Origin of the sequence: Bacillus sp. MT(2024), from assembly GCF_036362845.1 — a bacterium.
In the GTDB taxonomy this organism is placed as follows: domain Bacteria; phylum Bacillota; class Bacilli; order Bacillales; family Bacillaceae; genus Bacillus; species Bacillus velezensis.
The window spans coordinates 3,206,489-3,220,437 of sequence record NZ_CP143632.1 but is presented as its reverse complement, the minus strand read 5'-3'; the positions used below and the strand labels follow the sequence as shown (position 1 = coordinate 3,220,437).

General features: G+C 49.4%; 15 protein-coding genes. 12 read left to right on the top strand and 3 right to left on the bottom strand.

Annotation, left to right across the window (positions count from 1 at the left end; all coding sequences use genetic code 11):
* Positions 1–78: 78 nt before the first annotated feature.
* From VP472_RS16105 to VP472_RS16055, 11 genes are all read left to right on the top strand, one after another.
* Entirely contained in the window at positions 79–1,023 is a 945-nt protein-coding gene (locus VP472_RS16105) for an ABC transporter substrate-binding protein (protein WP_071181986.1), read from the top strand.
* On the top strand, positions 986–2,032 hold the full coding sequence (locus VP472_RS16100) for a FecCD family ABC transporter permease (protein ID WP_146275481.1): 1,047 nt from the start codon (positions 986–988) through the stop codon (positions 2,030–2,032). The genes VP472_RS16105 and VP472_RS16100 overlap by 38 nt, the downstream gene beginning before the upstream one ends.
* Positions 2,029–3,255: an ABC transporter ATP-binding protein gene (locus tag VP472_RS16095; RefSeq protein ID WP_146275478.1), complete on the top strand. Its 1,227-nt coding sequence runs from the start codon at positions 2,029–2,031 to the stop codon at positions 3,253–3,255. The genes VP472_RS16100 and VP472_RS16095 overlap by 4 nt, the downstream gene beginning before the upstream one ends.
* Entirely contained in the window at positions 3,252–3,821 is a 570-nt protein-coding gene (locus VP472_RS16090; protein WP_077722819.1) for a cob(I)yrinic acid a,c-diamide adenosyltransferase, read from the top strand. Before VP472_RS16095 ends, VP472_RS16090 begins: the two co-directional genes overlap by 4 nt.
* A gap of 164 nt (positions 3,822–3,985) precedes the next feature.
* On the top strand, positions 3,986–5,254 hold the full coding sequence (locus tag VP472_RS16085; RefSeq protein WP_070082346.1) for an MFS transporter: 1,269 nt from the start codon (positions 3,986–3,988) through the stop codon (positions 5,252–5,254).
* A 166-nt stretch (positions 5,255–5,420) separates the two neighbouring features.
* Positions 5,421–5,801: a protein liaI gene (locus VP472_RS16080; protein WP_003151789.1), complete on the top strand. Its 381-nt coding sequence runs from the start codon at positions 5,421–5,423 to the stop codon at positions 5,799–5,801.
* Between the two features lie 13 nt (positions 5,802–5,814).
* Positions 5,815–6,492, top strand: a complete 678-nt coding sequence (gene liaH / locus VP472_RS16075) for a stress responsive protein LiaH (protein WP_003151791.1) — start codon at positions 5,815–5,817, stop codon at positions 6,490–6,492.
* A gap of 105 nt (positions 6,493–6,597) precedes the next feature.
* A complete protein-coding gene (gene liaG, locus VP472_RS16070; protein ID WP_094247510.1) occupies positions 6,598–7,467 on the top strand; it encodes a LiaG family protein in 870 nt (289 codons plus the stop codon).
* Positions 7,468–7,493: 26 nt separating this feature from the next.
* Positions 7,494–8,225 carry a cell wall-active antibiotics response protein LiaF gene (liaF, locus tag VP472_RS16065; RefSeq protein ID WP_003151794.1) on the top strand — a complete coding sequence of 244 codons (732 nt, stop codon included), beginning with the start codon at positions 7,494–7,496 and terminating at the stop codon, positions 8,223–8,225.
* Positions 8,222–9,304 (top strand): two-component system sensor histidine kinase LiaS, encoded by a 1,083-nt coding sequence (gene liaS / locus VP472_RS16060; RefSeq protein ID WP_003151796.1) that lies wholly within the window; start codon positions 8,222–8,224, stop codon positions 9,302–9,304. Before liaF ends, liaS begins: the two co-directional genes overlap by 4 nt.
* Positions 9,282–9,914: a two-component system response regulator LiaR gene (locus VP472_RS16055; protein WP_003151798.1), complete on the top strand. Its 633-nt coding sequence runs from the start codon at positions 9,282–9,284 to the stop codon at positions 9,912–9,914. The genes liaS and VP472_RS16055 overlap by 23 nt, the downstream gene beginning before the upstream one ends.
* Before the next feature lie 42 nt (positions 9,915–9,956).
* On the opposite strand, the gene VP472_RS16050 is transcribed toward VP472_RS16055, so the two are convergent.
* The 3 genes from VP472_RS16050 to VP472_RS16040 are packed head-to-tail and all read right to left on the bottom strand — an operon-like array spanning position 9,957 to position 13,583.
* On the bottom strand, positions 9,957–11,069 hold the full coding sequence (locus tag VP472_RS16050) for a Ger(x)C family spore germination protein (RefSeq protein ID WP_146275476.1): 1,113 nt from the start codon (positions 11,067–11,069) through the stop codon (positions 9,957–9,959).
* Positions 11,066–12,166 carry a spore germination protein gene (locus VP472_RS16045; RefSeq protein ID WP_070082343.1) on the bottom strand — a complete coding sequence of 367 codons (1,101 nt, stop codon included), beginning with the start codon at positions 12,164–12,166 and terminating at the stop codon, positions 11,066–11,068. Before VP472_RS16045 ends, VP472_RS16050 begins: the two co-directional genes overlap by 4 nt.
* Positions 12,141–13,583: a spore germination receptor protein GerAA gene (locus tag VP472_RS16040; protein ID WP_039253912.1), complete on the bottom strand. Its 1,443-nt coding sequence runs from the start codon at positions 13,581–13,583 to the stop codon at positions 12,141–12,143. The genes VP472_RS16045 and VP472_RS16040 overlap by 26 nt, the downstream gene beginning before the upstream one ends.
* Before the next feature lie 116 nt (positions 13,584–13,699).
* On the opposite strand from VP472_RS16040, the gene VP472_RS16035 reads away from it, so the two are divergent.
* Positions 13,700–13,885, top strand: a complete 186-nt coding sequence (locus VP472_RS16035) for a YvzF family protein (protein ID WP_003151806.1) — start codon at positions 13,700–13,702, stop codon at positions 13,883–13,885.
* Positions 13,886–13,949 lie beyond the last annotated feature (64 nt).

Genomic DNA, 13,949 nt, shown 5'->3' with positions numbered 1-13,949 from the left:
TATAGTATAATTACTGCGAAAAAAGGATACGAATGTCAAAGAGACAATCGTTTACCATAATCAGGGGGAGTTAAAAGAATGAAGAAGATCACTGCCGTCTGGGCGGCGCTCTTGGTCACCGCCTTTGTGATCGCCGGCTGTTCCGGCGCACAGGGAGAAGGAAGCGCGGCCAAACAAAAAGCCGTCTCAACCGAAGCATTCCCGGTAACCATTAAGGATGCCGCGAACGAAAAAGTAACCATAAAGCAGGCACCGGAAAAAATCGTTTCCCTCATGCCGAGTAATACGGAAATTACATACGCGCTCGGACTGGGAGATAAGGTCGCAGGCGTCACGACAAATGATACATATCCGAAAGAAGCCGTAAAAAAACCGAAAGTCGGAGATATGAATGTGAACGCTGAAAAAGTCATCGCGCTGAAGCCGGATCTCGTGCTTGCCCACGCGTCCTCTATGTCCGCTTCCGCCGATGCGATGAAGCAGCTGAAAGATGCGGGCATCACCGTCTTAACGGTCAATGATGCGCAATCGTTCCAAGATGTGTACAAATCAATCAGCATGATCGGAAAAGCGGCCGGCAAAGAAAAGCAGGCGGATCAGCTGATCCAATCGATGAAATCCGACCTTACCGGCATAGAAAAGAAAGCGGCGGCCATTTCTGAAAAAGACGAAAAGAAAGTATTCGTCGAAGTGTCTCCTGACGGCTACACGACGGGGAAAGGCACGTTTATGAACGAAATGCTTGAAGATATACATGCGAAAAACGCCGCCGGCAGCCAGACCGGCTGGGTGCAGCTGACGGATGAAGCGATTGTCAAAATGAATCCGGACGTCATCATTACGACAGACGGCGTAAAGGCCGCTGAAGTGGAAAAACGCGCCGGCTGGGGTGCCGTCAATGCGGTCAAACACCACAATGTCTATTCTGTTGATCCTGACCTTGTCACACGCTCAGGCCCGCGCCTTGTCAAAGGGGTCGAGAAGCTTGCAGAAAGCGTTTATCCTGAAACGTTTAAAAAGTAACCGCCCGCTGGCCTACACGGTCAGCCTGCTGTTTTTAGCCGTTTGTACGGCACTCGGCATTTCAATCGGCAGTCTGCATATTCCTTTATCCGACGTTTTTTGGATCGGGATCGGCCGGACATCCTCTGTTGATCCCATGAATGTAAATATTATGATCAATATCCGCCTGCCGAGAGTCGTTCTGGCCGCTCTTGTCGGAGCCGCGCTATCCATTGCGGGGGCGGCGTTTCAGGGACTTCTGAAAAATCCGCTCGCCGACCCTTATACACTCGGGGTATCTTCGGGAGCCTCGGCGGGAGCCGTTATCACCTTGTTTTTCGGCATTCAGATTCCCGTCATCGGCCGGTTCACACTTCCGGTTGTCAGCATCGCCGCTGCCATTGCGGTTATGGCGGCGGTTCTGTTTTTCAGCCGCCTCGTTCATACGTCGATGTCGGTTTCGACGCTCATTTTGACAGGCATCATTATGAATTCTTTTCTCGGGGCTCTCATTTCGCTTGTGATTGCTTTAACGGGAAATGATCTGCTCCCGATTGTCCGCTGGCTGTTGGGAAGCGTGTCAATGAGGGGCTGGGGCTATGTCGCGCTGTTTCTGCCTTTTTTTCTGGCCGGGACGGCGCTTCTGCTTATCAATGGCAGAGAATTAAACATTATGACTTATGGAGAAGAAAAGGCAAGGCTGTTAGGCGTCAGTACGGGAAAAAGAAAACTGCTGATGATCGCCGCCGGATCTCTGCTGACGGGAGGCGCGGTTGCCGTCTCGGGGACGATCGGGTTTGTCGGCCTTGTCATTCCCCATGTGACTCGGCTTTTGTGGGGGACGGATCATCGCCATTTACTGCCGCTGTCAGCATTGACGGGCGCCGGATTTCTCATTTTGGCGGATTTGTTTTCCCGCACCGTCATTGAGCCTGTCGAATTGCCGATCGGCATTATGACGGCCTTGGCGGGAGCGCCTGTTTTTGCCTTGATTCTGCTTCGCCAGCATCATGGAGGGAACCGCTTATGATCAGAGTGAGCAGCCTGTCCGGCGGGTACGGAGGCCGGATGATTGTAGAAGATGTCAGTTTTACCGCCGGAAAAGGTGAATTTGTCGGCATACTCGGTCCGAACGGCTCGGGAAAAACAACGCTGATGAAATTGCTGATGGGAATGCTCTCTCCCTCAAAGGGCGAGGTGCTCGTCGCAGGCAGGCCCGCGGGCAGATACAAGCCGCGTGAGCTTGCGAAAATTATGGCCGTTTTGCCGCAGCATACGGAGCAAGCTTTTACATTTACCGTTAAGGAAACAGTGTCCTTCGGCAGATACCCGTATCAAAAAGGACTCTTCAGACAGATGGATCAACATGACGAAGACATTGTCCGGGAAGCAATGGAAATGACGGGCATCGACCGATATGCGCAGCAATCCGTCCGCAATCTGAGCGGAGGGGAGCGGCAGCGCGTCTATCTGGCGCAGGCGCTGGCTCAGCAGCCTGAGGTGCTCTGTCTGGATGAGCCGACGACTTTTCTTGATCTCAAATATCAAAAAGACCTGCTTGATACGGTGAAGCGGCTGACGAGAGAAAGAGGCCTGACGGTCATCAGTATTTTTCACGACCTCAACGCCGCAAGCCAATATTGTGATCAGCTCCTGATGATGAAAGACGGACGCGCTTTTCCGAAGCAGACGCCGGATCGGGCTTTAAAAAAAGAGACGATTGAAGACATTTACGGCATCACCGTCAGCGCTGTTGCCCGGCAATCGTCGCCGAAACCGCTGATCTCTTTTATGCCGGAAGCGCGGGAGGAAGGAGAGCCCGCCGGCGTTCCGTTCGCCTCTCTGATAAACAAAAGCGGAAATACCGTAACGCTTCATACAGAACGGCCGTTCAGAATGCTGTCAACCGCATCTGACGGCCCGGGCTTTTCGTGGAGCCGCCGGCTTTCCGGCTCAGCGGCAGCTGGTTTGATCTGCCGTACGTTTGATTCGGTTACGATAGCCGTGACTGCGCAGTATACCGTTTGGGTGCTGATCAGCGGACGTTTATCGGAACAGGGATTTGTTCGGCTGTTAACGGCAGCGGCTGAAGCGAGAATGCAGGCCCTTTCCGGCAGACAGGCAAAAGGCGACATTGTCATTTGTGCCTTGCAGACAGGAGAGGCAATGGACGTCCCTCACGCGGAAAGAGCCGTCAGAAGAGGAACCGCGGCATGTGTAAAAGCGGCGGAAGAAGGAGGAATACAACGATGAAGCTGTATACGAAAACCGGCGATCAAGGACAGACAAGCCTGATCGGCGGCAGAACGGATAAAGACAGTCTGCGGGTTGAAAGCTACGGGACGATCGATGAGCTGAACAGCTTTATCGGGCTTGCGCTTGCGGAGCTAGATGATTGTGAGAATTGCGGTGATGTGAAAGCCGAACTCCGAAACATTCAGCATGAGCTGTTTGACTGCGGCGGCGACTTGGCGACGGTCACTGAACATAGAAACTATACATTAAGAGAGACATCTATTTCCGTATTGGAAGACTGCATAGACCGTTACACGGCTGAAGCGCCCCCGCTTGAGAAATTTATTCTTCCGGGCGGGCATAAGGCGGCTGCTCAGCTTCATATCGCGCGGACCGTCACAAGACGGGCTGAGCGTCTCGTCGTGAAACTGGGCAAAACAGAAGAGATAAACGATACGGTGATGCGTTACTTGAACCGCCTGTCTGATTATTTTTTCGCGGCGGCAAGAGCAGTTAACGCAAGACAGGGCGTTCAGGATATAGAGTATGAAAGAAGCGCCGCGGTATTCCGTGATGATGAATGACGTTTTGTTCAGCCGGCAGCAGCAAGCCGGCTGTTTTTTTATAGAGATATCCATCAATTGAACCTTTATTGACAGAAGGAAAATGTATCTTATGCATTATTGACTGAAAAATTAAAAAATGAGATATTATAAGAAACATTGTAAAATAATGGGGGATTTGATAGATGGATACATATAATAAGAGCGAGAGCATCTGGAATAAAAATTTCACCCTTCTGTTTATCTCGAGGCTTGTTAAATTGTCGGGCGACGGTTTTGCCTTTAATTCCATTCTGTGGTTTTTGATTTTTGACGGGGAAGGCGCGATCGGCACGTCCCTGCTCATTGCGGTCACGTTCCTTCCGGAGGCGATGCTGGCGCCGATTACCGGACCTTTTATGAAGCAGCATACGCTGAAATTCTGGATGTATTTCTCCGATCTCACGCGCGCGGCGGTCGTGTTGATCATTCCGGTCTGTTACTTTAACGGTTTTTCTCCTTTATGGTTTGTCATGCTTCTCATGATTTTGCATTCAGCCACGGGAGCCGCTTATAATCCTGCATCTATCTCATTAATCCCCAATATTGTCGGAGAAAACAGCCTGCAGAAAGCGAATGCGGTCATCCAGTCATCAGGGCAGATCGTCAGGCTTGCCGCCATTACGCTGAGCGGGGTGTTCTTAACATTTATCAGTCCCGCTTATTCTTTGTTTATCGCTCTTATATTCTATCTTCTATCAGGTTTTCTCGTACTCTTTATGTCATACCAAGTCCAGCATGCCAAACAGGATACCGTCGCCGTCAGACAGCGCGGGACGTATTTCGGAAGGCTCAAACGGGGGTTCGTTCTTGTCAGGAAACACCAGATTTTATACCCGCTCGCCATCTATTGTATCTTCATGAATTTTGCGGCCGCTCCGTGGGAGGCGCTCTCTGCCGTTTATGTCGCCGAAGATTTAAACATGCCGCCGATCATCTACTCGCTTTTGAAAGCGACAGGCACGGGAGGAGCCTTTTTAATGGGTTTTATTTTGGCTAAGGTGAAGGTGAACAAATACGGTCTCCTGTTTGTGTCAGCGGGAATCATAGAAGGGGCGGCATTTTTCATCACCGGCCTCAACACTTTTCTGCCGCTCGTCTTCCTCGCCGCGTTTGCGTTCGGATCTGCCGTCAGCGCGATTAATGTGCCGGAATATACGATTATTCAGACGTCTGTGGACCATGATGACCAGCCGCAAGTCTATGCCGTCATCCACATGATCTCAAACATATCCATTCCGCTCGGCGCGGTTCTTTGCGGATACGCGGCTAACGCCTTCGGTCCCGGAAAAGTCATTGCCGCCGGCGGTCTCGTTGAAGTCCTGTCCGGTCTCGGAATATTGATCTTTACGAAGCTGGCCAAAGCTGAACGCTCAGATCTCATCAGGGAAAAAGAAGCGAGCATCAGAATATAGATTTTTCGTGAAACGCCCTGCGCCGTCCGGTGCAGCGGCGTTTTTTTATGCGAAGGTCCGGGGGGTTATACGACTCCGGTCTGATATGAAAATCAATCTCTGACTCGTTTTGCCGGCCGCGGGATTTGTTTATAGTAAAGACAAGGAAAACGAAAGGAGGATCTGCATGAATATAAATGTAAAAACGGCAGGCGGCTTTCTGCTGATTGTGTTCGGACTTTCTGTCTTTTTCGGAGGAGGCCATTTCGCATTTATCATCCCGCTGGCGATCGGAGGCCTGATGCTTTACTGGGGAATCAAACGTTTTTCAAAAGGCCGGGCGGTATCGGGTATCATCGCGGGCTTCATCGGAGCTATGATTCTCGTCGGTTCTCTTCCATTTATCGTTGCCATCGGACTGGCCGGCGCCATGGTGTATTTCGGGTGGAAGATGATGAAGCAGGGCGGCTCAGACACCGCTTCCCGCCAGTATGAACCGGAAGCGGCATCACCGGGCTATCAATCCGGATTTGACACTGAATGGGAAGAATTTCTGAAGAAAAAATAAGGAGGAAGACAAAATGGTCTTAAAAAGAATAAGAAATATGTTCGTCGCATCTGTTAACGAAGGGCTTGATAAATTAGAAAATCCGAAAGTCATGCTGAATCAATATGTGCGTGATATGGAAAGTGACATCGCTAAGGCGAAACAAACGATTGTCAAACAGCACACGATCGTCCATCAGTTTAAGAAAAAACAGGAAGACGCCTCCGAAACGGCGGCAAAACGGAAAAACCAGGCTCAGCTTGCTTTTGACGCCGGGGAAGAGGAGCTTGCGAAAAAGGCGCTGACTGAAATGAAATACCTTGAGGGAAAAGCGGCCGAACATGAAAAAGCGTATGAACAGGCGAAAACACAGCTGGCAGAGCTGAAAGAGCAGCTGGAAACTTTAGAAACGCGCCTCCGCGACGTAAAGGATAAAAAACAGGCGCTCATCGCCCGCGCCAACGCGGCAAAAGCGAAGGAACATATGAACGCTTCTTTCGACAAAATTGACAGCGAAAGCGCCTACAGGGAGTTTCTTCGGATGGAAAGCCGCATTGAAGAAATGGAAGTCCGCGTCAAATACGGCACTTCAGCTGAGGCGAACACAGAATACAGCCGCTCCCAATATTCAGATGAGGTGGAAGCTGAGATTGAAAAAATGCGCTCGCTTTCTCTGGAGAAAACAGAGCATCAAAAAGCGGCTCATGAATAATGTGCACAAGGGAAGATCGGCGCTTTTACGCCTCTTCCCTATACGCACGTATCAATTCTCCGGCTTTTCCTTTATAATAAAATGAATGAAAAAGGATGGAACGTAATGAAGCGTAAGATTGCCAAAGGACTGATGGCGGCGTCCGTTCTGATCTGCTGTCTGTTTTTGGTGAAAGAAGTGTTTGCCGGGCGTTTTTTTCCGCTGTACGAAACAGAAGCGGAATCGGCAAGCATACCGCCGCGTGCCGTCAACAGCCTGTCGGTTTCATCGGAACAGACGGATGTAAAAATCATCGCGGAAGCGCGGAATGATATCGCGGCAAACATGGCGGGACCGGCGGGGAAAATGTTTGTCCAAAGCAGGGGAAAGACCCTCAATCTCAAAGCGCAGGAGAAAGGGTTTCAATTTCTGAATCTCTTTCAGCGTCCCCTGCTGATTGTCCGCATTCCGTATGATTATCATCGGGACATCACCGTCCATACGTCAAGCGGCACCATTGCCGTTGACGGAAACAAGGGGCTGTCTCTTGCGTACCTCGGCGTCCGTTCTGTAAGCGGGAATATGTCGCTGAAGCACGTGAAGACGGATGTGTTTGAAGCGAAGGGGCTGTCGGGCAACCTCACAGCAGCAGGCCTTGCGTCAAAAACGGGGGATATCCGCTTATCCTCCGGACATGTCGGGCTTCAACATGCGGCGGGCGCCCTTGACGTGCGGGTCGCTTCCGGCAGTGTCGACGCCTCGCTTGAGACGGCGGATGCTCCCGTATCCGTCAGGCTTGCGAGCGGCAGTGCAGCGATCAGCCTGCCGAAAGACGGAAGTTTTACGGTGAACGCCGAGACGGCAAGCGGAAGGATTCAGCCGTCTTATTCCTTTGAGAAAACGAGTAAGGACGGCGGGGCATTCACCGGTATGAAGGGAAGCGGCGCCAGGCCGATTGATATAAAAGTGACGAGCGGCAATATTGCACTGCAATAGTCAAGGAAAGGAGGGGCAGGCAGCTGATGGCAAAAAAACAGATTCTCGGACTTATCATCGCCTTATTAGGCGTCAGCATGTTTTTGCGTATTATCGGCATCGGCGACTTCTTGTTTTGGCCGCTCTTTTTTCTGATCACAGGCTATATTTTTAATAAATATTCCCGCGGTTGGCTCGGCTCCGTCCTGTATATCTTCGCCGCTTTTTTATTTTTGAGGAACCTGTTCAGCGCCACCTTTAACCTGTTCGGCTATGCCTTCGCCGCCTTTCTCATATACGCGGGCTACAGGCTCCTGAAAGGAAAGCGCGTGTATGAACATAAAGAGAAGAAAATCAATCTTGAAAAAGAAGAGCAGCCAAAGCCTTCCGCCCAGACGGAAAGCAGACAGCCGGATCTCCGCAGCTTTTTTATCGGCGAGCTGCGGATGATGAAGGACCCATTTGAGCTGAATGATTTAAATGTTTCCGGATTCATCGGCGATGTGAAAATTGATTTGTCAAAAGCGATGATTCCCGAAGGAGAAAGCACGATGACCATCAGCGGTGTCATCGGCAATGTCGATGTGTACGTCCCGCCGGATATCGAAGTGTCCGTCAGTTCATCGGCTTTTATCGGCGATATGAACCTGCTCGGCTCTAAGAAAAGCGGCATGAGCCCGAATCTTTATAAAGTATCGTCTGAGTACGGCGACTCGCCGCGGCGGATTAAAATTTCAATTTCGTTATTCATCGGCGATGTGGATGTGAAGTATTTATGAGGAAAAAATTACTCGCCAATATTCAGTGGCGCGCCATGCGGATGACCGCGGGGCTCAGTCTGCTCCTTTGCGCGGTGTTTATTACGCTGATGCTGCTGTATTACGGGCTTGACCCGATGCTGCTGTTTTCTTCCGGCTGGTTCGGTATTCCGTTTGTGGTCATCCTGCTTCTGGCGTCACTTTCGGCCGGATTGATTTCCGGTTATGTATACGGAGGCCGCCTGAAAACAAGAATGGATACACTGATTGAAGCGGTTTTGAAATTTGAAAACGGCAATTTCGCTTATCGGGTGCCGCCGCTCGGCGATGATGAAATCGGTCTGGCGGCAGATCAGCTCAACGAAATGGCCAAGCGGGTCGAGCTCCAAGTCACATCGCTGCAAAAGCTCTCCAACGAGCGGGCGGAATGGCAGGATCAAATGAAAAAATCGGTCATCACTGAAGAACGCCAGCGGCTGGCGCGCGATCTGCACGATGCCGTCAGCCAGCAGCTCTTTGCCATTTCTATGATGACATCCGCCGTCTTAGAGCAGGTGAAAGATGCGGATGACAAAATCGTCAAACGGATTCGCATGGTTGAACATATGGCGGGGGAAGCGCAAAACGAGATGAGAGCGCTGCTATTGCATCTGCGGCCCGTCACTTTAGAAGGAAAAGGCTTAAAAGAAGGGCTGATTGAGCTGTTAAAAGAGTTCAAAGCGAAGCAGCCGCTGGATATTGAGTGGGACATCAGCGATACGGGTGTGTCAAAAGGCGTTGAAGACCATCTGTTCCGCATCGTGCAGGAGGCGCTTTCCAACGTTTTCAGACATTCAAAGGCGACCAAGGTCACCGTCAGACTCGGCGCGAAACATCAAAAGCTGCAGCTTAAAGTCATTGATAACGGGGCGGGTTTTACGATGGATCAAGTGAAAGCATCCTCATACGGCCTGCATTCCATCAAGGAAAGAGCGAGTGAAATCGGCGGCATAGCGGAAATTATCTCCGTAAAGGGAAAAGGCACGCAGATCGACGTGAAAGTCCCGATTTATCAGAAAACAAAAGGAGAGAACGACAGTGATTCGAGTGTTACTGATTGATGATCATGAGATGGTCAGGATGGGTCTGGCCGCATTTTTAGAAGCACAGCCGGACATTGAAGTCGCCGGTGAAGCATCAGACGGGCAGCAGGGCGTCGATCTGGCCGCAGAGCTTTTGCCGGATGTGATTTTAATGGACCTTGTCATGGACGGCATGGACGGCATCGAAGCGACAAAACAGATCTGCGCGAAACTCAATGACCCGAAAATCATCGTGCTGACGAGCTTTATTGATGACGACAAAGTGTATCCGGTGATCGAAGCGGGAGCGCTCAGCTATTTGCTGAAAACGTCCAAGGCGGCAGAAATAGCCGAAGCCATCAGAGCGGCTGCCAAGGGTGAACCGAAGCTTGAATCGAAAGTGGCGGGAAAAGTGCTGTCAAGGCTGCGCCATTCAGAGAATCAGCTTCCGCATGAAACGCTGACGAAAAGAGAACTGGAAATCCTCTGTCTCGTCGCGGAAGGCAAGACGAATAAAGAGATTGGTGAAGAGCTCTTCATTACGATTAAAACGGTGAAAACCCACATTACGAATATATTGTCAAAGCTTGATGTCAGTGACCGCACGCAGGCAGCCGTATATGCCCACCGCAATCATCTCGTGACATAAGAAAAGGAGAGCGGCGCCGGCACACTCTCCCGAGGGACGGGGTCATTGGGACATTCCCTTTGTTCCGAAATCCCTGATGGCGACTTTGACTTTATATTCGATATCCGATTCACTGAAATGATGATCCCAGTCAGAGGATATCTTTTTCCATTTATCGGGATAATGTATCCGGACTTGATCGCCTAACCCGGTAATATCCACTTTCAACTCATGCTGCATGTAATCAATGAATGCCATGACATCTGAATGAATGCTGCGTTTTACCGCGTTTTTGATTTCATTTATATAGGACTCCTTGAAAGAATCTTCTTTCGGATTCCAATCCTCAGACAGACGGCCTTCAACAAACCGGGTGACGATAAACTTGAATTTTCCATTTTTATATTGTGTTTTTACATCATATTTGCTGGAAAATACCTCGAAGGATAAATAATAATTGTCATGCTTTGCAAACGTGACGCCTCCCTTTACCGTGCCTGTGAACAGGTTCATATTCTGGACTTGTAAAGGCGTTAAATTCGCATACCAGAATTTATTTTTAATAATGGTAGCGCCCCAGATTTCCAGTCTGCTGCCCACTTTGCGCACTTGAGGAAGGGCAAAGGTCTCGCCTTTGGCGATTTTCTCTGATATTTCCCCCAATGTCACGGGCTCCATCATCCGGATGGTGACCGCATTGTTCTCCGTTAAGTCATAGATCGTATTTGACGCAGGCTCTCCCTGGTCACTGATATTGAAAATATCTTTCGTTTTATCCGGCACCGTCATCACATTGCAGCTTCTTCTCGTACCGTTGTCCCTGATAAATTGGTTCATCAATGCGTCAAGCGGGATGTGATCCTTTAACAGCGCTTCGGAAAACAGCATGATACGCAAGTGCTGGGAGAAGGCGGGGTGATTTTTTAACGATGCCGTTCGTAATGCTTGATGGACGGTTTCCCCTGGAGTGGAAGTCACCTTTGTCGTGTCACCTGACGATGACTGCTGGGCACTTGCTTTTTGCGGAACCAGAATCTGCTGTGTCACTTCCACATTTTCTTCCGCAGGTTTATCGAGCCCGACTCCGATAACGAGGCTCAAGTCTTCTAAATTGCGGCTGTCCCAGCACCCGGCCAAAAGCAATGTGCAAAATATGATTACGATGTATTTCTTCATTGCGCTTTTTTCACCTTCCTTTTCACAGCGACGACTGCAAATATCAGTAAAGGCAGCAAAAAGAAAACCAAGAAGATATAGCCGAGAATATCACTGAACAGCATCAGCTTGTTCGCATCCTTTGGCATCAATGACCCCAAGAATGTCGCAATCCCGACGAAGATGACGCCCTTTTTCTGCTTCAGCCCGAAAATTTTATGAAGGCCTGATGTCGCGAAATATCCGTATGATACATAGGTGGCGAAAAATTGGATAATCCAGACAACAAGCAAAAAGGACTCGAACCTTTCAATAAAAAGCCCTTTGATTTCAAATGATTGAAAGAGCGCGATCGTAGGCCAAATCATTGTTTTGACATCCTGGGTGGTTAAGGCGCCGACGACGAGCACGTAGGTAATAATGTATAAAATAATCGGGATGCCAAAGCCCATGGCCGACATGCCGAACGTGTGCTTTTTATTTTTGAGGTACTCGGGGAGAAACAGCATAATCTCAATCCCCAAAAAGGAAACAGAAACGACGGTCAAGGAGGCCATAACGGGAGAAAACCCCTGTCCGAGCACCGGCCGCAGGTTGTCGATATCAAATATTTTAAAGCTGAAGGAAAACACCACCAGCAAAATAATAATCGTAATCGTTAAATAGAAAGGAAAGAGCCTGCCGATATCGCTCATGCCGCCGATAATTAAATAAACGGAACAGGCAATAAAGATAAACAGCGTGACCGGCACGGGCGTTCTTTCCAATAAAAAGAACTTGACCATTTCCGCCATCGCCCGGGCTTCGAAGCTGGCGACTCCTATAAAATAGAGACAGATCATCAGATTGACGATATTTCCCGCCCATTTGCCGAGTCCTTCATTCATATAATCAAATAATGATCCGTACTGATGCTTTTTCATAATGAGCGTATTGAGATAAATCAAAAAGATAAAGATGACGCCTTCCAGACATAACGCGATCCAGCCGTCCGGCGAATTTGCCCTGGATGACAGCGCCCGCGGCATGGTGAGAAGCCCCGCGCCGAGCATCGTGTTTGCAATCAATGCTGTCCCTTGATAGCTTGTAAGCTTATTGTGAGTTGTTTTCTGGCTCATTTATGTTTTTCGCCTCTTTTGGTTGATTTTTAATAGGGAGACGGAGAATAGAGTCGTTTGCGTTTTTTAAGCTGAAAAATCCATTCGGCGAGAAATACGGAGAACCGAAGCTTCGCTGTCTCGATAAATGAGTGTAGATCGCCAGCATAAATAAAATCATGCCGTACAGCCCGAAAGCTGCCGCGGTAAACATCGAAATGAAACGGAGCACACGGAACGACAGACCCATCCCGTACTGCGGCACCGTAAATGAAGCGAGCGCGACAATGCTGACCACGATGACCATGATGGAGCTGACAATATTCGCTTCAACGGCCGCCTGGCCGATGACGACTCCGCCCACCAATCCGATCGTCTGGCCGAGCGGGCTGGGAAGCCTCAAGCCCGCTTCCCTCAGCAGCTCGATCGTAATTTCCATCACCATCGCTTCAATAATAGGCGGGAAGGGAACGTTTTCTCTGTTCGCCGCGATGGTGACTGCAAGCGACGTCGGCAGCAGCCCTTGGTGAAACGAAACGAGGGCGATATAAATGGACGAAAAAAACAGCGTAATAAAAATAGACGTAAACCTGAGCGCCCGGATGAGCGAGGCGGAAATCCACCGTTCATAATAATCATCGGGAGACTGCATTAAAATTCCTAAAGAAGCCGGAACCACCAGCGCAAACGGCGAGTTGTCGACAAGGATGGCGACGCGGCCGTTGAACAAGGCGGAAGAGACTTTATCAGGCCGTTCCGTATTTTGTATTTGCGGAAAGGGCGAATACTTATTATCCTCAATAAGCTCCTCAAGCGTTCCGGAATCCTGGATGTCGTCCATCTTCACTTCGCTGAGGCGCTTTACAACATCGCTGACGACAGACGGGTCCGCCTTATCATCTATGTACATGACCGTGGCGTATTTTAACTTGTTTTCTCCGATCGGAACCTTTTTCGTTTTCAGCTTCGGATGGTTCGTGCGCTGCCTGATCATGGCGATGTTTGTATCAGAATCTTCTATGAAGGCGATTTTCGGACCTCTTACGACCTTTTCGGATGTGGGTTCATTCACGCTTCTTTTTTCTCTTTTTCCCGTGGACAAAATGTATACGCTGTCAAGTCCGTTAATAAACACGGCGCATTTTCCCCGCAGAATGGAGATGACGGCTTCCTTCGACGTAAAGACGGGACGGGCGTCGATCTTATCAAGACGTTTCGTCACCGTATCCAGCGTCAGAGTGTCTTCCTCACGAAGCAGCGTTTCAATCGCTTCTTTTATTTTGTCTTCGTCGTTCATTTCACTCAGATACATATAATAAAAAACAAGCCCGTTCGGAAGCATCTTTTTATTTTGAACCAGGTCATCATTCTGCTCTACGTGGGGAAGCACCAGTGCCAGATTAACGTGTATGTATTCCTTGAATTCCGATTGCGCCATGGACAGTCACCCGCCTTCCAATCCTTAATTGAGGTTATCTTTTCCTGTTAAAAAAATGATATACTATGATAAAGTATTTAATGGTACAAGTTTTTTTATGAAAGCGGAGGAGAGATGTGGCACAAGTCAGACTGGCAGGGAATGCCGAAGAAATTGAACAGCTCATCAAATCATTTGAAGCGCATTACGAAGTGGCTTACACGTCGAAAGAATACCGTAAAACAAATCCGAAGTATAAATACTCTAAGGATTCGCGCGTCTATCTTGAGCTGAAATTAAAAACGGCCAAGGCCGAAAAATAAAAAGGGTTTCATCTGTTACTGGCGAATAATACTCAGGGTGAAGCAACTGTTATGGAGGGATACA